The following is a 17,695-nucleotide window of genomic DNA, read 5'->3' as shown; positions in this document are numbered from 1 at the left end:
TTGGGCCGGGGGCGTGGGATGGTGCAGCTAATGGCGGCTCGGCTTCGCTATACGCGTCACGGCGACGCCGCCATCAAACCCTGTTTCCTTAACCCACGATCTCATCGTCGGAGAAGAAGAACGGGATTTCCTCGGCAGCGGTTTCCGGAGCGTCGGAACCGTGCACGGAGTTGGCTTCGATGGATTCAGCGAACTCCTTGCGGATGGTGCCTTCTGCGGCCTGTTCCGGATTGGTGGCGCCCATGACTTCGCGATACTTGGCGATGGCATCTTCACCTTCCAGAGCCTGGACGACGACCGGGCCGGAAATCATGAAGTTGACGAGGTCGTTGAAGAACGGACGCTCTTTGTGCACGCCGTAGAAGCCTTCAGCCTGCTCCTTGGTCATGCGGATGCGCTTTTGCGCGATGATGCGCAGACCGGCTTCCTCGATCTTGGCGTTGATGGCGCCGGTGAGGTTACGAGCGGTTGCGTCGGGCTTGATGATGGAGAAAGTGCGCTGGATCGCCATGACGTGTTTCCTGAATTCAAGGGCTTGCAAAAAGCCCCGGAACTCTTCCGGGGCGGTATTTGCGCGGGCTTATAGCGGGGGAAGACCGCCTTGCATAGCTCACAAGGTGGTCTTGATCAGATCAGGGCATTTTGCGGTCCCATTCAAACCCGGCCAGGCGCCAGATCGTCGATGGAGTCCGCTCGCTCAACTCGACAATGGAAAGCCCTGAACGCTCCATAGCCCGGCGTACTACCCACAGGCCGGTGCGATAACCGACCGCCTGCCGCCCATCCGGGTGCGAAAACATCCACTCGCCGTAATTGGCGGCCTGCGGCAGGGCCAGGATTTCGAGCGCCCAGTCTTCCACTTCCGCCGGCGGTTGCATCGCTTCCGCTACCGTCTCGCCCAGCATTTCCTCCGCGAAGACGGAGGCGAGGCCCTCACTGATAACGGCGATCTGGATGCCATAGCCAAAGTGATTGCCCTGCATGGTCCAGCCATGGGCTGTATGATGCAGCTCGTGAGCGAAAGTCGAGGCCAGCCCGGCATCCACCGCGGCTTCGATTCCACCGGGATAGGTGACGGAAATCTCGATCAAAACCTCGTCCGCCTGGTCGGCACGCCCAGTAACGCCGCCGATCGTGTCGAGAATAGGCCGGTTCACCGGCTCCACGCGTACATTCACGTCATCGGAGACGTGGGGCAGCCAGGCGTCGACCGTGGCATGAATCTCATCCAGCCGGTCATTGATGAGCGCCATCTCCGCATCGGAGAACTGGTGATGTTCATTACTGGTGAAACTCGCCGAGACCGGATCGGCAGTTTGGGGTGTCAGGGCCGCTACGGCGGCAATCAGGGTTAGCATTTTTTGTCTTAAGTCCCATGATCACGCTCCCCAGCGTTCTTGCGGGAATGCCCATGCTGCGAACTTTCGGCAAGCGGGACGCGGCAGCACCTAGTCCCCTTCCGGTATGAAGACACGCAGAGGAGCTTGCGCGGGGCGGCCCGAGAGGCTACCCCGCGCCTCCCATGCTGCACGTCAATGACCTCACCTATCGCATCGAAGGCCGGATGCTGTTCGACCAGGCGACGCTCTTTCTGCCAGCCAAGGGCAAGATGGGGCTGATCGGCCGTAACGGGACGGGCAAATCCACCCTCTTCCGGCTGATCCGCGGTGAGATCTCGGCCGAGAGCGGCGATGTGCGGGTACAAAAAGGCGCCAAGCTGGGCTGGGTGGCGCAGGAAGCCCCCGGCGGTGAGGACAGCCTTATCGATGTCGTCCTGGCCGCCGACCTGGAACGTACAGCCCTTCTGGAGGAAGCAGAAACAGCGACCGAGCCCAACCGGATTGCGGAAATCCAGACCCGGCTCGCTGATATTGAAAGTCACAGCGCTGAAGCCCGCGCCGGCTCCATTCTCGCCGGGCTGGGCTTTTCCGGCACTGACCAACGCCGCGCCTGCCGCGAGTTTTCCGGCGGCTGGCGCATGCGCGTCGCCCTCGCCGCAACACTCTTCGCGCGGCCGGATCTGCTCCTGCTCGACGAGCCAACCAACTATCTCGACCTGGAAGGCGTGATCTGGCTGGAGAATTACCTGCGCTCCTATCCTGGCGCGGTGCTGCTGATCTCGCACGACCGCGACCTACTCAACGGCGCGGTCAATTCCATCGCCCATCTCAAGGACGGCAAGATTTCCGTCTGGGAAGGCGGCTATGATGATTTCGAGAAGGCGCTACGGGAAAAGCAACGCCTGCAGATGAAGCTCCTGGAAAAGCAGGACGCCCAGCGCCGCCATCTGCAGAGCTTTGTCGACCGTTTCAAGGCCAAGGCCTCGAAGGCGAAACAGGCCCAGAGCCGGGTCAAAATGCTTGAACGCATGAAGCCGGTGGCGACGATTGTCGATGATCCGGTCGCACCGTTCGATTTCCCCAGCCCGCAGCGTCGTATGGCGCCGCCGATTATCCGCATGCTTGACCTCAAGGCCGGCTATGAGCCAGACAAGCATGTCCTCCGCGACGTCAATCTCAATGTCGACCCGGACGATCGTATCGGCATTCTCGGCCGCAATGGTGCGGGCAAATCCACCCTGGCCAAACTCCTGTGCGACAAGCTCGACCCGAGCGAAGGCTTCCTGCGCAAACACAAGAAGCTCGACATCGCCTATTTCGCCCAGCACCAGATCGACCTGTTGTCACCGGAAGTCTCCGCCTATCAGCACGTCGTCGAGCTCATGGAAGACGCCACCGAGGCCCAGCGCCGCTCTCGTCTGGCCCGTTTCGGCCTGCCCGGTGACCGCCAGGAAACGCCGGCCAAATCCCTCTCCGGCGGCGAGAAGGCACGCCTCCTGTTCAACCTGATCACCTTTGAAGGCCCGCACCTGCTGATCCTCGACGAGCCCACCAACCACCTCGACATGGACAGCCGGGCCGAGCTTATCAACGCCATCAACGCCTATGACGGCGCCGTGGTGCTGATCTCTCACGACCGCTACCTCATCGAGGCCTGTGTCGACCGGCTCTGGCTCGTGGCAGACGGCACGGTGAAGCCCTATGACGACGATATTGAAACCTACCGCCAGTCCCTACTCGGGCGTGGCCCCAAGGATGGCTCCAAGCGCAAGGGCCCGGCCACCGACGAGAAATCCGTCGCCCGGCGCTCCGCCGCCGAACAGCGCAAGCAGCTCAAGCCGCTGAGGGACGAGGTCAGCCGCTGGGAGAAGGAAGCCGACCGCCTGCGCGGGGTCATCGAGGTCATCGACAAGGGCCTGGCCGCGCCGGGCCTGTACGAAAAAGACCCCAAGACCGCCACCGACCTGCAGATCAAGCGCGCCAAGGCCGTCGAACTGCTCGACACGGCCGAGACGAAATGGCTGGAAGCGGAAGAAAAGCTCGAGGACGCTCAGGGCTGAGCCCCGCGCCTGCAATCCCCATCGGTGAATTCTGTTGCGTTAAACCGCGACGCCCCGGCCTAACCGCAGATCAGGCTTTCAATCCGGTCACGCGCATCAATGCGGATGGTCAGACGATCGGACTGATACACTAGGGGATCCGGACTTTGCGGCCCCAGGACAAGGAAGTTGTCTGGTATATCGCGCACGGAGACAGAAGTGCGGCGTCTGCCGACCAGATGCTGCAGGTCTTCCATGCCGCAGGTTCCGGTGATCGGACGCTGGACTTCAGACAGCTCGACATCTTCGACCATATCCAGAGGCGGCATGCCATTGACTGTGCCCGGGTTCTGGGCCGGGACCGCGCTCTGCGCAGGAACCGCGACAGCCGCTTGCGCCTGCGGTCCGGGCAGGAAGCCGTCAACAGTGGCGCAGCCCGTCAAAATGACGAAACCGGCAAGAAGGGTCGAACGCATCATCGCTTGGGTCTTTCTCGGGGCAACCGCCGCGCAGCCTAGCGCGCGCTCAGCGAAGCTCAAGCCAAAATCAGGCTTTCTTTTCCCAGCGACCGGCTTCGGACTGGCGCCAGTAGGACACGCTGGCCCCTTCACCGGATGCCCGTTTCCACAAGCCGCGCGCCGCGACGACCGCACTCTCATCATGTCCGTCAAACAGCACGATGGTGCGCTCGAAATCGGCAAACCCGCCGGACTCGGCCCGGTCGAGCAGGAAACAGCACTCGGCCTTGTTGGGATTGTTTGCACCGGATGAGAGCAGCACCGGCTGACGCGTATCATCCCCCTCACCGGCCAAGGCATGCGGCGTGAAACTGTCATCGCGCCAGGTCCATAACAGCTGGTCGAGAGATTTCAACCGGTCTTCCTCCGGCGAGCGGATCAGGGCCCGCCAGCCCCGCGAAAGCGTCTTCTCAACGAGTTCGGGAAGGACCTCGTCAACGCTGGAGCGTTCCAGGTGATAGAACCAAAGCTCTCCGGCCATGAAGATAAAAGGCGGCGCCGGTAAGCGCCGCCTCTCCTTGTCGCTAAGGGCTTAGCCCTCGTAATTATCGCGCACGAAGCGGTCGAGGATGCGTACGCCCCAGCCCGTGCCCCAGCTCGGCTGGCGCGGATCATCCTTCATGCCGCCCATCGCCGTGCCTGCAATGTCGATATGGCACCAGGGCTTGTCATTGACGAAGCATTTGAGGAATTCCGCCGCCGAGATCGAACCGGCCAGACGGCCTTCGCCGACATTGCGGATATCGGCATTCTTGGTCTCGATATGCTTTTCATAATCCGCACCAAGCGGCATCCGCCAGACCGGCTCACCGGAGGCATCGCCAGCAGCGGAGAGCTGGGTCGCGATGTCGTCATCATTGGAGAAGATGCCGGCGCGGGTATTGCCGAGCGCGATCAGCATCGCACCGGTCAGCGTGGCCAGATCGATGATCAGCTTCGGATCAAAACGGCCCTGCGAATACCAGAGCACATCACCCAAAACCAGGCGCCCCTCAGCGTCCGTGTTGAGGATCTCGACTGTCTGGCCGGACATGGAGGTGACGATATCGCCCGGGCGCTGGGCATTACCGTCCGGCATGTTCTCGACCAGGCCGACAATACCGATGGCATTGACCTTGGCCTTGCGGCCGGCAAGCGCGCGCATCAGGCCGACCACGGCAGCAGAACCGCCCATATCGCCCTTCATCTCGTCCATGCCGGCGCCCGGCTTGAGCGAGATACCGCCACTGTCAAAGGTCAGGCCCTTGCCGACGAAGAGCAGCGGCTTTTCACCTTCAGGACCGCCGCTCCACTTCATGATGGCGATGTGGCTTTCCTTGTCCGAGCCCTGACCCACGGCGAGCAGCATATCCATGCCCAGTTCGGACATTTTGGCTTCGTCGAGGATCTCGATTTCCAGGCCATGCTCGGCCAGGCCCTCGATTTTCTTGGCGTAGGTCTCCGGATGCAGCACGTTGGGCGGCAGGTTGGTAACGTCGCGCGCCAGGTCGACACCGGCTGCCACCGCGCCCCAGCTCTCCCAGGCCGCGCTAGCGGCAGCGGTATCGTCAGCCGCGATCACAACCGTCTCCAGCGACGGGCGCTTATCTGCGGTCAGCTTGGTGCGGTAGTCGTCGAAGCGGTATGACGCCAGACGCGCACCGAGGCCAGCTCGGGCGGCTCCCTCGGCATCGGTGACACCGTCCAGGCGCAGGGTGATGGCCGTCTCGCCGCTCAGGAGGACCTTGCCGGTCACGGCAGCAGCAGCTTTCTCGATAACACCGGAATCGGCCTTGTCCTTGGCACCGAGACCGAAGAGTACAACGCGCGGCGCATCCAGCCCAGCCGGAGCCAGGACTTCAAGCGTCTGACCCGGCTTGCCGTCAAAGCGCGAGGCTTCGATGGCGCGGCGCAAGGCGCCACCGGCGGTTTCGTCTGCAGCTGCAGCAACAGCGGAGAACTCGGCATCGGCGAAAACCGGGAGTGCAAGTGATCCGGATACGGAACCCGGCGCGACAAATTCGATCTTCATGGCAAAACCTCGTCTATGGAACTGAGCGGTCGCCTGTCATTGAGGCGAGAAAGATGGGTCGGAGAAGTGGTATCCGATACTGACGTGAGATAGAAGGCTGAACGCGCAGCTCAAACCCGATCGTATGAATCTCGTCCAACGTTATATTTTCAGACAGTTGTTCTGGCCGTTCGTGACCGCGATCGCGGCCTTTGCCGGGCTGGCCCTGCTGACCCAGTCGCTGTCGAATATTGACCTGATTTCAGGCTATTCCGAGACCGCGCTGACCTTCCTGAAAGTGACCTTGCTGGCGCTGCCTCACCTCACGGCATTGCTGTTGCCGATCGCGCTTTTTATCGCGACTCTCAATGCCTTGGGCCGACTGACCAGCGATAGCGAGATTGTCGTGACCATGACATCCGGCATGACCCGCTGGGGTCTGTTGGCGCCGCTCGTGCGGCTGGCGCTCTATGCCATCATCGCCAACCTCGCCATTAATCTCATCATCCAGCCCCTGTCCTACCGGGAAATGCGCGAAAGCGTGTATGCCCTGCGCTCGGACATTGCTGCGAATCTGGTCACGCCCGGGGCCTTCACCGAGCTGGGCGATGGTGTCACCATCTATGCACGCGAACGCACCAGCGATGGCCGCATGCGCGACATCCTCATCCATGACGAGCAGAACGCCTCCGGCGCGACGACCTATACCGCCCGCGAAGGCGTGATCGTGCGCAGCGAGGAACGCTCGGCCATGGTGATGATTGACGGCAATCTGCAGCAGGTCGACGAGACCGGTGAGCTCAATTACGGCGTCTTCGACCGCTATGAATTCGACCTAGCAGCCTTTGTCGGCCCGATCGACGCGATCTTCTTCAAGGAAAGCGACCGCTTCCTGCACGAGCTGATCTGGCCGGACAGTGTCTTGCGGGCCCGCATCGACGGCTATGAACGGGCCCAGGCCGAAGCGCATTACCGCCTCTCGGCCCCGCTCTACCTCTTGATGTTCGTCCTGATCGCGGGCGCGACCTATTTTGCCGGCGATTATTCCCGCATGGGTTATGGCCGACGCGTCATGCTGGCCTCGGCGATCGGCGGCGGCTTGCGCCTGCTCGGCTTCTCCATGCAATCGGCCGCAACCGACGTACCCGAGCTCAATGCCATGCAGTACCTGGTCCCGATCGCCGGGATCGCGGCTGCCATCGCCTATATCTACTGGCCGCGCCGCGCGCGCCCGACCGGACCGGCCGAGGACGGCAAGGCGGTGACGGCATGATCAGTATCCTGCAGCGCTACATGCTGACCCAGACGCTGGCCGGCCTCGGAGTCGCTACCGCGATCATTTCCAGCGTCATCCTGCTGGTCGATTTCGTGGAGCAGACGCGCGACATCTCAACCCGCGTCGACATCTCCGCGCTGGAACTGATCCGGCTGACCTCGTTTCGGGCGCCCTCTCTGATCGAAACCACCCTGCCCTTCATTCTGCTGTTCGGCGTTCTGACCTCGCTCTTCCGTCTCAACCGGCAAAGCGAGATCGTGGTGATGCGCGGCTCTGGGGTGTCGGCCTGGCGTATTTTGGCGGCCCCGATGGTGTTGTCTGTCGTCATCGGGCTTTTTGGTGCGATGGTGCTCAACCCGCTCGGCGCTGCCGGCAATGCGGTGTTTGAGCGCGAGCGCGATATCCTTATGAATGTCGAACGCGACCAGGACAGTGTGCAGCCGGTCTGGCTGCGCGAAGCCAATGTCGACGGCTACACGGTGATTGTCGCCGAGGATCTGCGCGAAAATCAGCAATTGCTGATCGAGACAGCCTTCCTCTATTTCGATGTCGGCCCGGACGGTGTGCCCTCCATGTCGCGCCGTATCGATGCGCCTACCGCCTCTTTGCACGACGGTTATTGGGATATGGAAGAGGCAGTCGAACGTGTGCCGGAAGCCGCAGCAACCAATCTCGGCCGCGTCACCATTCCCACCGGAATTAATCGCCAGGCCCTGTTTGAACGGGCCCGTTCGCCCGACGGTGTGTCCTTCTGGGATTTCCCGGCGCTGATCGCCTCCGCCCGCGAGGCCGGTCTGGCGACCGAGCGCTATGAACTGCGCTTTCACAGTCTTATGGCCCTGCCGCTGACACTTCTGGCGGCAACGCTGATTGCTGCAGCGGCGACCATGCGCCTGCACAGGCTGGGTGGTGCGGCCGGCTTTGCCGCAGCCGGCGGGCTCGCCGGTTTCATCATGTTCTTCCTGCAGGAATTGCTCTCTTCAGTGGGCGCCGCGGGCTCGCTGCCCCCGGCGACCGCGGCCTGGTCTGCCCCGGCCATCACCGCACTCCTGGCGCTGACCTATATCGCCTCAACCGAAGACGGATGAGACCGTGGACGGCGGAGCCCGCATCCGCTAGTGATTGATGCTTAACGGGTGGGGCCCGGATCAGTGAGGGAGTGACGCGTATGGCGTCGCAGTTCAGCCGTTTCGCGGCCGCGTTAATCAGCACAACAGCACTCTTCTTGGCCGCACCGGCCTTGGCTCAGGACACCGCGCCGGAGACGCTACCGGTCTATCTGGAAGCAGATAGCGTTGTAGAGCTGGGTGATGCGGACGGTTACCTGGCTCGTGGCGGGGTTCGCGCCCAGCAGGGCGAGCGAACGCTTTTCGCCGACGAGGTGGAATACCGCCCGGCCATCAACCGCGTCATCGCGCGCGGAAATGTGCAGATCCACGGCCCCGGCGCCTATCCGCAATACGCCGACGAGATCGAGCTTGATTCGGAACTTTCCACCGGAATCGCGCTCGGTTTCGCCACCATGCTGGAAAATGACGGCCGTATGGCAGCCGCCTCAGCGATCCGCCAGGCCAATGGCTCGGTGCAGCTGGAAAATGCCTACTACACCGCCTGCCCCTTGTGCGAGGATGGTGAAGACGAGCCAACCTGGCGCGTCCGCGCCCGCGAGGTCATCCAGGATGCGGATGACCAGATGATCTATTACCGCGACGCCCAGCTCGAAGTGCTCGGTCTGCCCGTGCTCTACGCGCCGGTATTCGCCCATCCGGACCCCTCTTCCGAGCGCCGTTCCGGCTTCCTCTTCCCCGATGTCGGCGCGTCCTCCCGCCTCGGCGGAGTCTATCAGCAACCCTATCTCTGGGCGATTTCGCCTTCACAGGACCTGGTTGTTGCCCCGCGCGTAATGACCAATGTCAATCCGCTGCTCTATGCAGATTACCGCAAGCGGTTCTGGTCCGGCACCATGGCGCTGGAAGGCAGCTGGACCGACGAATTCGAAATCGACAGTGATGGCGAGCGCTTCGGCGAGAAGGAAAACCGCTGGCACCTGTTCGGTGGTGGCCGTTTCGACATTTCCGACGAGTGGCGCTGGGGTTTCGGCGTGCAGCGCACCTCCGATGATCTGCATCTGCGGCGCTACGACTTCTCCGAGATCGATGATGACCGCGGCACCCCGCTCGAAGCCGACACACGCCGGCTGGTCAGCCAGCTTTATGTCGAGGGCCGTACGCCCAACAGCTACGGCTCCATCATCACCGCGTCCTACCAGTCTCTGCGGACCAATGAGAACGACGACACCATCCCCGATATCCTGCCCATGCTGCAATACCGCCGCGTCTTCAATGCACCGGAGGGCTGGGGCCGCGTCAATCTCGACGTCAACGGTGTTTTCCTGGATCGCAAACAGGGCAGTGACTACCAGCGTCTGAGCACCACGTTTGACTGGCGCACCCGCTGGATCGGACCGGCTGGCATTGTCGTCGAGCCGTTCGCCTATGGCCGTGTCGACGCCTATCACCTGAGCGATATTCCGCTGACGGGCGGTGGCACGGGCAGCGACGGGTTTGATCGCCAGCTCGGTCTCGCCGGGACGGAAGTCAGCTGGCCGCTGCATCGCGGTGGCGAGCGTTTCGATATCGTCCTAGAGCCGGTGGTTTCCGCGGTAATCGCCACGGATGATCCGGTCAAGAACCGCCTGATCAACGAAGACAGCCTGTCTTTCGACCTCGATGAGAGCTGGCTGTTCAACCCGATCCGGACTCCGGGCTATGATCTGTGGGAAGAAGGCCAGCGCATCAGCTACGGCATGCGCACGACCGCCTATTGGGGTGAAGATAACAGCGCCGGCATTTTCCTGGGGCAAAGCCACCGTATCGACGGTGAAAATCCCTATGACCCGTCCAGCGGCCTGGCGACCGAGGACAGTGACTATGTCGTCTCCGGGCAGCTAAATTGGGGCGCCTTCCGGAGCGAGATGCAGGCGCGTCTCGACAGCGCGGATTACGATGTCGACCGGATCGACGCCTCCGCCTACTACACCGGCGGGCGGGTCAGCGCCGGACTGCGTTATGTCGATGTCAGCGATGATGACAGCCCGCGCGCCCCGCAACGCGAGATCACGGCTGAATTCGCCTACCAGCTGACTGAACGTTGGAGTATGGTGGCCAATGTCGTCCGCGATCTCGATATCGACACCTCGCGGCGCCAGGAAACCGGCTTCCGCTATGAGGATGATTGCACCCGGATGGAGATCGTCTACGAGCGCCAGGATCTGGGCATTGACCGCCTCGGTCCCTCGGAGTCGATCCAGTTCCGTATCGCCTTGTTCACCCTCGGCAGTGTGGCGGAAGAGTAAGTAACGGTGCCGCATGATTGCGCACGCGGCGAGTTTGAGTAATGTTCCGGCCGGAACGGAAGCATGATGCCCATGAAACTGACCCGTAATCTTGTTATCTCGGCGCTGATCGGCCTGGTCGGCCTCGTCGCGCCGCAGGCCTCCGCACAGACCACGGAAGGCGTTGCCGCGTTGGTCAATGACGAGCCGATCACGACGGTGGATGTGCGTAATCGCATGCGTCTGATCATCGCCTCGACCGGCCTGGTGCAGCTTGACGAAGCCGCTCTTGAGCAGATCCGAGACCAGGCCATCCGAGGCCTGATCGACGAGCACCTGCAGCTGCAGGCCGCCCGCGAATACGAAGTGGTCGTCGAGGAAGACGAGATCAATCAGAACCTGCTGGACCTCGCCTCCCGCAACAATTCCACCATCGACGAGGTGATCGCCGACCTGGAGCGTTCCGGTGTCGACATCTCCACCCTGCGTCACCAGATCGAGTCCGAGACGGCTTGGGGCATTATCGTCAATGGCCGCTATGGATCGCGCGTTCGTGTTTCCGAACAGCAGATCGACCTGGCGCTCGAACGCCTTGCAGCCAGCGCATCGCAACCGCAATTCCGCATGTTCGAGATTTTCTTCGAACTGCCTAATGCCTCCGCCGAGAACGCCACCATCCAGCGTGTCATCGGCGTGATGGACCGCTTGCAGCAGGGCGGCGCTTTCCCGGAACTGGCGCGCCAATTCTCCGACGCGCCCTCCGCTGCCAATGGCGGTGATATGGGCTGGATCGTCGCTTCGCAGCTGCAGCCGGAAGTCGCGGCCATCATCCCGCAACTGGCACAGGAATATACCAATAGCGGCAATCGCGGCGCCCTGTCGCGGCCGATCCGCGTACCGGGCGGCTTCATGGTTGTGGCCCTTGTCGGCGTCCGCGATGGTACGACGTCGCTGCAATACGACCTGTCGCAGATTTCCATCCCGTCCAGCGCCCTGACCGAGACCACGCGCAGCGACCTGGCGGATGCGATGAACGTACAGCCAACCTGTGAGGCCCTCGACGCGATCGCGGCCGAGATCCCGGGTTCCATTGTGACCCCGCTGGGTTCGATCGCCTCTGACGCCCTGCTTCCGGCAATCCGTGAAGCCCTCGCTCCGCTCAACAGCGGCGAGAATACCGGCGTTATCGAGTCCGCCATCGGCCTGCAGGCCATGGTCGTATGTGACCGCCGCATTGCCGGTCCGGGCGTGCCTTCGCGCGAAGACCTGGAATTCCAGCTGCGCGGCCAGCAACTCTCCCTGCTCTCGCGCCGCTGGCTGCGAGATCTGCGCCGGGAAAGCACGATCGAGATCCGTAACTGATGACACAGCCCGCTCCGGTCGGTGTCACCATGGGGGATCCGGCCGGCATCGGGCCGGAAATCATCTTGCGTGCCTGGGCCTATGCCCGCGCCGACCTGCCACCCTTTTTCGCCATTGGCTCGCCGGACGTCTTCACCCGGCGCGCCCGCGATCTAGGCCTGGCCCTGCCCTATATTGCCGAGGGGCCACCGGGTCCCGAGGAGATCTTCCCGCATCGCCTGACCGTGTTTCCGGCCCACACAGACCTTAACCGCCCGGCCATTGCCGGTCAGCCCGACAGCGCCAATGCACCGGCGGTCAAGGCGGCGATCGAGGATGGCGTCAGGTTGTGCCTGTCAGGCCAGGCCCGTGCCCTGGTGACCGCACCGATCGCCAAATCGGTGATGTATGAAGCCGGGTTCGACTTTCCCGGCCACACCGAATTCCTCGCGGCCCTGACCGCAACGGCGGAAGTCACGGGCCCGCGCGGTCCGGCCATGATGTTGGCCGGGGGCGGACTGCGCGTGGTTCTGACCTCGATCCATGTGCCGCTCCGACAAGCGATCGAAGAGCTCTCGGCGGACCGGGTGGAAGAGATTGCCCGCCTCACCCATGCCGCGCTCAAGCGTGATTTCGGGCTCAGCGCGCCGCGCCTTGCCCTGGCCGGTCTCAACCCGCATGCCGGCGAAGGCGGGACACTCGGAGACGAGGAGGAAAACCTGCTCAAGCCGTTGACCGAGACATTGCGGGCGGAGGGCTTGATGATCGCCGGCCCGCTACCGCCGGATACAATGTTCCACGCTGAAGCCCGCGAAAGCTATGACGCGGCGATCTGCCTCTATCATGACCAGGGCCTGATCCCGGTGAAGACGCTCGACTTCCACGGCGGGGTGAATATCACCCTTGGCCTGCCTGTCGTGCGCACCTCGCCCGATCACGGCACCGCCTTCGATATTGCCGCCTCCATGACCGCCAGGCCCGACAGCCTGATCGCAGCTATTCGCACAGCCGGCGAGATCGCCGAACACCGGGCCGCATGAGTGCGGACCGGCTTCCTCCCCTGCGCGAGGTCATCGCCGCGCATGATCTGGGCGCCAAGAAGAGCTTCGGCCAGCATTTCCTGCTCGACCTCAACCTGACTCGCAAGATTGCGAGCCTCGCCGGGGATATGAGCGAGGCCCAGGCCATTGAGATCGGTCCGGGCCCCGGTGGCCTGACGCGCGGTATTCTTGAGCACGGGGTCAAACACCTCACCGTAGTCGAGAAGGATGCCCGTTTTCTGGGCGCCCTGGAGGATATCCGCGCGGCCTATCCCGGGCAGATGGATATTGTTGAAGCCGACGCCCTTGAGGTTCGTGAAACCGAGACCCTGGCCGAAGGTCGCCGGGTGATCCTTTCCAACCTGCCCTATAATGTCGGCACACTCCTACTCATAAAATGGCTTGAAGCGACCCCGCTCTGGTGGTCTCGCGCCGTGTTGATGTTCCAGCGCGAAGTTGCCGATCGGGTCGTGGCCCAGCCGGGCGAGAAGGCCTATGGCCGCCTCGCCATCCTCGCTCAATCGGTCTGTGAGGCCCGTATGGGGCTGAAAGTGCCGGCCCGCGCCTTTACCCCGCCGCCCAAGGTGGACAGTGCCGTGGTGGTGCTGACGCCGAAGCCGGAAGCGGAGCGTTTCGAGGATCTCAAGGCGCTGGGCATCGTTACCGGATCGGCTTTCGGCCAACGCCGCAAGACGCTGCGCAAAAGCCTGGCCCAGGCCGCGTCACAAACCAGCCAAAGCAGCGAAGAGCTGCTGGCCGAAGCCGGTATCGACCCCGGCGTACGTGCGGAAACCGTGGGGATTGAGGCGTTTCAGGAGCTAGCGCAGGCCTGGCGCCGCGCTACTCATCCATAAGCGCGTCGACGAAATCGCCCAGCCAGGGGTGACGATTGCGCTTCAGGCGCTCGGCATGGAGAATCTCGTTGAGCTTTTCCAGCGCCCGGGCGAAATCATCATTGACGATGACATAGTCATATTCGTGCCAGTGCGAGATCTCGTCCTTGGCCCGGTCCATACGGCTCTTGATGACTTCCTCGGTATCCTGTCCGCGCTTGCGCAGACGGTCTTCCAGAAGCTCGAGCGAAGGAGGCAGGATGAAGATGCGCACAGTATCGTCCGGCGCCTGGGCCGCAACTTTCTGGGCGCCCTGCCAGTCGATATCGAAGATCACATCGCGACCTTCATCAATGGCTTCCATGACCGGGGTTTTCGGCGTGCCGTAATAACGGCCGAAGACTTCCGCCCACTCGAAGAAATAATCTTCCTCGCAGCGCTGTTTGAACTCGTCGACACTGACGAAGTCATAATCCTGGCCATTGATCTCACCCGGCCGGGCCGGCCGCGTCGTTGCGCTCACCGAGAGCACGACATCGGGATTCTGGCTCAACAGGCGTTTGGACAGAGTCGTTTTGCCGGCGCCGGACGGGCTGGACAATGCGATCAGAACGCCACGCCGGCGGCCCCGGAAAATCGGACCGGAATAACCGTCACTCGACATTCTGGATCTGCTCCCTGAACTGATCGATGGTGTTCTTCAAGGCCAAGCCCGTCTGGGTCAGAGAAGAATCGGAGGACTTCGAACATAAGGTGTTCGCCTCACGATTAAACTCTTGTGACAGGAAGTCGAGTTTGCGCCCCACCGGCGAGCCCTTGGCGAGCAGTTCGCGGGCCGCCTCGATATGGGCCCGCAGCCGGTCCAGCTCCTCGCGGACATCCATCTTCACAGCCATCACAGCCGCCTCCGTGGCCAGCCGTTCCGGATCAATCCCGCCGTCGACCAGCTCCTCGAACTTCACCGCCAGCCGGTCCCGGATGGCCTCAAGGCGGACGCTGTCATTGGACGCCGCCTCACCGGTCAGCCGTTCAATCTCGTCGACATGACCGGCCAATAGCGCGGCCATGGCCTGGCCCTCGACGGCACGGGCCTCAAGCAGGCTATCAATCGCCTCGCCGAGCCCGTCCACGCAGGCCTTGTCTAGCACCGCCTGTTCGCTCTCGGAGCGCTCGGCCTGGCCTTCCAGAACCCCATCCACCGCCAGCAGCCCGTCCAACCGTGGTGCGGCGATGCTGCCATTGGCCAGCCATGGGCTTGCCGCGTCGAGCAAGCCATTGATCCGCTCCGAATTGAGCCCGGCCGGCATGGCGCCGGCCTCACTCTTCAAAGTCAGCGACGCCTGCACATTGCCGCGCGACAGCGCCTTTTTCAGCTTGTCGCGTGCCGGAATGTCGAGTCGGTCATAGCCCGAAGGCAGGCGCAGGCGCAGTTCCAGCCCGCGGCCATTGACCGAGCGGACCTCCCAGCTCCACACCATTCCCGATGCACTGCCGGAGGACCGGCCGAAGCCGGTCATGCCCATCACAGCAGCCATTAACGGCCCGCCTGACGGCGTTCGCGTTCAATACGGCGCCAGCGCGCCACATTGCGGCGATGCTCGGCATAGGTCTCGGCGAAGGCATGGCCGCCCGTGCCGTCCGCGACGAAGAAGAGCGCGGTAATGTCGGCCGGATTGAGCACGGCCGCGATGCTTTCACGCCCCGGATTGGCGATCGGCGTCGGGGGCAGACGCGGGATCTGATACGTGTTCCAGGCATTGTTTTCATTGTCGATTTCCGAGCGACGCAGGCCCCGACCCAGCGGCTCGCCCTGGGAAATACCGTAGATAATGGTCGGATCGCTCTCCAGCCGCATGCCGCGGCGCAGGCGATTGACGAAGACGGCTGCGACTTCCGGACGCTCCGCCGCCACACCGGTCTCCTTCTCGACGATAGAGGCCAGGATGATGGCTTCTTCGCGGGTCTCGAAGGGCAGATTGTCCTGGCGCAGGGGCCAGAGCTCATCGAGCAGCTCTTCCTGGGCCCGCGTCATGCGGTCGACCAGGCTCTGGCGGTCGGTGTCTCGGGTAACGAGATAGGTTTCCGGCAGAAGCGAACCTTCGGGCGGCACATTGGCGATTTCGCCGGACAGCACGTCCGCGCCTTCCAACGTACGCACGATCATCGCGCTGGTCAGACCCTCGGCGAAGGTGATCGGATGCTGCACCGTGCGGCCGGACCTGAGGAGTTCATAGATCTGTGCCATGGAGGCTTCGGCAGGGATTTCATACTCTCCCGCGCGCAGGGACCGGTCGCCTTCGTCCAGCGTGATCATGACGCGGAAAATGCGCGCGTCGGAAATCAGGCCTTCGCTTTCCAGCTGCTCGCCGATACGGATAAGGCCGGCGCCGCGCGGTAAAAGCACGGTTTCGGCAGCAAGGCTCGGCCCCGGTGCTGCGAACTCGTTTTGCAGCCAGCGATAGCCGCCATAGAGCGCGCCCGCACCGATCAGTGCGAGGGTGATAATGGCAAGGCCGATCCAAAGCAGAATACGCTGCCAGCCGCCGGGCGCTTTTTGTGCCTCTGGCTCACTCATACCCAATTCCCCGGTTTGTTAGTCTGCTGCGACGAATACCACGGAAGCATTCGTGCCGCCGAATCCAAACGAGTTGGACAATACAGCGTCGACGTCTTTCTTCACCGACGTGTTGGCGGCCAGGTTGATCGCCGTTTCAACCGACGGATTGTCGAGATTCAGCGTCGGCGGACATTCGCCGTCACGCATGGCGAGGATGGAGAAGATTGCCTCCACCGCACCGGCGGCGCCCAGAAGGTGGCCGATTGCCGATTTGGTTGAGGACATGACCAGCCCATCCGCAGCATCACCAAACAAGCGCTCGACCGCTCGCAGCTCGATTTCGTCACCCTTGGGCGTCGACGTGCCGTGCGCATTGACATAGCCGATATCGGAGGGCGCGAGGCCCGCATCCTTGAGCGCGGCGCGCATGGAGCGGAAACCGCCATCACCATCATCGGCCGGCGCGGTGATGTGGAAGGCGTCCCCGGACAGGCCATAACCCTTCACTTCGGCATAGATTTTGGCACCGCGAGCCTTGGCGGCCCCGTATTCTTCCAGAATGACGACACCGGCGCCCTCGCCCATGACGAAACCATCACGGTCCTTGTCATAGGGCCGCGAGGCAGCTTGCGGATTGTCATTGAAACCCGTCGACAGGGCACGCGTTGCGATGAAACAGCCAAAGCCCAGGCGGCAGACAGCGGCTTCTGCGCCGCCGGCGACCATCATGTCGGCATCGCCGCGGGCCACCAGGCGCGCAGCGTCACCGATGGCATGTGCTCCGGTTGAACAGGCCGTGACCACGGCGTGGTTGGGCCCTTTCAGGCCATGCTTGATCGAAACCTGCCCCGAAACGAGGTTGATCAGCATGCCGGGGATAATAAAGGGAGAGAGGCGCTTGGGGCCCTTCTCATGCAGCAGGATGGAGGCGTCATAAGTGGTCTGAAGACCACCAATACCTGATCCGATCAGCACGCCGGCGCGTTCCTGCGCCTCTACGTCAGCAGCGGTCCAACCGCTGTCCGCGATCGCCTGATCGGCAGCTGCAATGCCGTAGATGATGAAATCGTCTACGCGCTTTTGATCCCGCGGAGACATGGTCTCGTCAGGATCGAAGACGCCGGGCATATCAGCATGCCCGCCGCCGCGGCCGTCGACACGTGGAACCAGACCCGCGATCCGGCAGGCCAGATCCTCGGTCTCGAAGTGCTCGATCAGGCCGAGACCGCTATCGCCGGCCAGAAGACGGTTCCAGACCGTTTCCTGACCGGTGCCAAGCGGTGTGACCAGACCGATGCCCGTTACAACGACACGGCGCATCGAAAAAGTCTTTAGCCGACCTTCTCGGAGATAAACTTGACGGCAGCACCGACCGTCTGGATGTGTTCAGCTGCGTCGTCCGGAATTTCGATGTCGAATTCTTCTTC

At 62.7% G+C, this 17,695-nt stretch carries 16 protein-coding genes and 1 pseudogene; 7 read left to right on the top strand and 10 right to left on the bottom strand.

Going from position 1 to position 17,695, the window contains the following annotated elements:
- Positions 1–88 precede the first annotated feature (88 nt).
- Both ndk and Q1V51_RS05940 read right to left on the bottom strand, forming a co-directional pair.
- Positions 89–511 carry a nucleoside-diphosphate kinase gene (gene ndk, locus Q1V51_RS05945; protein ID WP_300554138.1) on the bottom strand — a complete coding sequence of 141 codons (423 nt, stop codon included), beginning with the start codon at positions 509–511 and terminating at the stop codon, positions 89–91.
- A gap of 121 nt (positions 512–632) precedes the next feature.
- Entirely contained in the window at positions 633–1,358 is a 726-nt protein-coding gene (locus tag Q1V51_RS05940) for a DUF2268 domain-containing putative Zn-dependent protease (RefSeq protein ID WP_300554136.1), read from the bottom strand.
- A 164-nt stretch (positions 1,359–1,522) separates the two neighbouring features.
- Between Q1V51_RS05940 and Q1V51_RS05935 the strand changes: the two genes are divergently transcribed.
- Positions 1,523–3,400, top strand: a complete 1,878-nt coding sequence (locus Q1V51_RS05935) for an ABC-F family ATP-binding cassette domain-containing protein (protein WP_300554134.1) — start codon at positions 1,523–1,525, stop codon at positions 3,398–3,400.
- Between the two features lie 59 nt (positions 3,401–3,459).
- Here Q1V51_RS05935 and Q1V51_RS05930 read toward each other — a convergent pair whose 3' ends face one another.
- The 3 genes from Q1V51_RS05930 to Q1V51_RS05920 form a co-directional block, all read right to left on the bottom strand.
- The gene (locus Q1V51_RS05930) at positions 3,460–3,858 is read right to left on the bottom strand and encodes a hypothetical protein (protein ID WP_300554131.1); all 399 of its coding nucleotides are present in this window, start codon (positions 3,856–3,858) and stop codon (positions 3,460–3,462) included.
- A gap of 67 nt (positions 3,859–3,925) precedes the next feature.
- Positions 3,926–4,378, bottom strand: a complete 453-nt coding sequence (locus tag Q1V51_RS05925; protein WP_300554129.1) for a DNA polymerase III subunit chi — start codon at positions 4,376–4,378, stop codon at positions 3,926–3,928.
- Positions 4,379–4,429: 51 nt separating this feature from the next.
- Complete coding sequence (locus Q1V51_RS05920) at positions 4,430–5,908, bottom strand: leucyl aminopeptidase (RefSeq protein WP_300554126.1); 1,479 nt, start codon at positions 5,906–5,908, stop codon at positions 4,430–4,432.
- A gap of 124 nt (positions 5,909–6,032) precedes the next feature.
- Here Q1V51_RS05920 and Q1V51_RS05915 point away from each other — a divergent pair, with 124 nt between their 5' ends.
- From Q1V51_RS05915 to rsmA, 6 genes are all read left to right on the top strand, one after another.
- Positions 6,033–7,160, top strand: a complete 1,128-nt coding sequence (locus Q1V51_RS05915; RefSeq protein ID WP_300554123.1) for an LptF/LptG family permease — start codon at positions 6,033–6,035, stop codon at positions 7,158–7,160.
- Positions 7,157–8,251, top strand: coding sequence for an LptF/LptG family permease (locus Q1V51_RS05910; protein WP_300554120.1), 1,095 nt, complete (start codon positions 7,157–7,159; stop codon positions 8,249–8,251). Before Q1V51_RS05915 ends, Q1V51_RS05910 begins: the two co-directional genes overlap by 4 nt.
- 80 nt (positions 8,252–8,331) lie before the next feature.
- On the top strand, positions 8,332–10,518 hold the full coding sequence (gene lptD, locus Q1V51_RS05905; RefSeq protein ID WP_300554117.1) for an LPS assembly protein LptD: 2,187 nt from the start codon (positions 8,332–8,334) through the stop codon (positions 10,516–10,518).
- Positions 10,519–10,590: 72 nt separating this feature from the next.
- Positions 10,591–11,859: a peptidylprolyl isomerase gene (locus tag Q1V51_RS05900; RefSeq protein WP_300554114.1), complete on the top strand. Its 1,269-nt coding sequence runs from the start codon at positions 10,591–10,593 to the stop codon at positions 11,857–11,859.
- Positions 11,859–12,878, top strand: a complete 1,020-nt coding sequence (gene pdxA, locus Q1V51_RS05895; protein WP_300554112.1) for a 4-hydroxythreonine-4-phosphate dehydrogenase PdxA — start codon at positions 11,859–11,861, stop codon at positions 12,876–12,878. Before Q1V51_RS05900 ends, pdxA begins: the two co-directional genes overlap by 1 nt.
- Positions 12,875–13,732, top strand: a complete 858-nt coding sequence (gene rsmA, locus Q1V51_RS05890; protein WP_300554110.1) for a 16S rRNA (adenine(1518)-N(6)/adenine(1519)-N(6))-dimethyltransferase RsmA — start codon at positions 12,875–12,877, stop codon at positions 13,730–13,732. Before pdxA ends, rsmA begins: the two co-directional genes overlap by 4 nt.
- On the opposite strand, the gene gmk is transcribed toward rsmA, so the two are convergent.
- From gmk to Q1V51_RS05865, 5 genes and pseudogenes are all read right to left on the bottom strand, one after another.
- Positions 13,719–14,375, bottom strand: coding sequence for a guanylate kinase (gene gmk, locus Q1V51_RS05885; RefSeq protein ID WP_300554108.1), 657 nt, complete (start codon positions 14,373–14,375; stop codon positions 13,719–13,721). The genes rsmA and gmk overlap by 14 nt on opposite strands.
- Positions 14,365–15,246 (bottom strand): YicC/YloC family endoribonuclease, encoded by an 882-nt coding sequence (locus Q1V51_RS05880; RefSeq protein ID WP_300554107.1) that lies wholly within the window; start codon positions 15,244–15,246, stop codon positions 14,365–14,367. The genes gmk and Q1V51_RS05880 overlap by 11 nt, the downstream gene beginning before the upstream one ends.
- Entirely contained in the window at positions 15,246–16,286 is a 1,041-nt protein-coding gene (gene mltG / locus Q1V51_RS05875) for an endolytic transglycosylase MltG (RefSeq protein WP_300554105.1), read from the bottom strand. The genes Q1V51_RS05880 and mltG overlap by 1 nt, the downstream gene beginning before the upstream one ends.
- A gap of 18 nt (positions 16,287–16,304) precedes the next feature.
- Positions 16,305–17,588, bottom strand: coding sequence for a beta-ketoacyl-ACP synthase II (gene fabF, locus Q1V51_RS05870; protein WP_300554104.1), 1,284 nt, complete (start codon positions 17,586–17,588; stop codon positions 16,305–16,307).
- 11 nt (positions 17,589–17,599) lie between these two features.
- Positions 17,600–17,695, bottom strand: a pseudogene (locus tag Q1V51_RS05865) (acyl carrier protein); the annotation flags it as partial.

It is taken from the genome of Maricaulis sp., from assembly GCF_030149235.1.
Classification (GTDB): Bacteria; Pseudomonadota; Alphaproteobacteria; order Caulobacterales; family Maricaulaceae; genus Maricaulis.
Note: the sequence above shows the minus strand (reverse complement) of the source record. Positions and strands in the feature narration are given on the sequence as shown.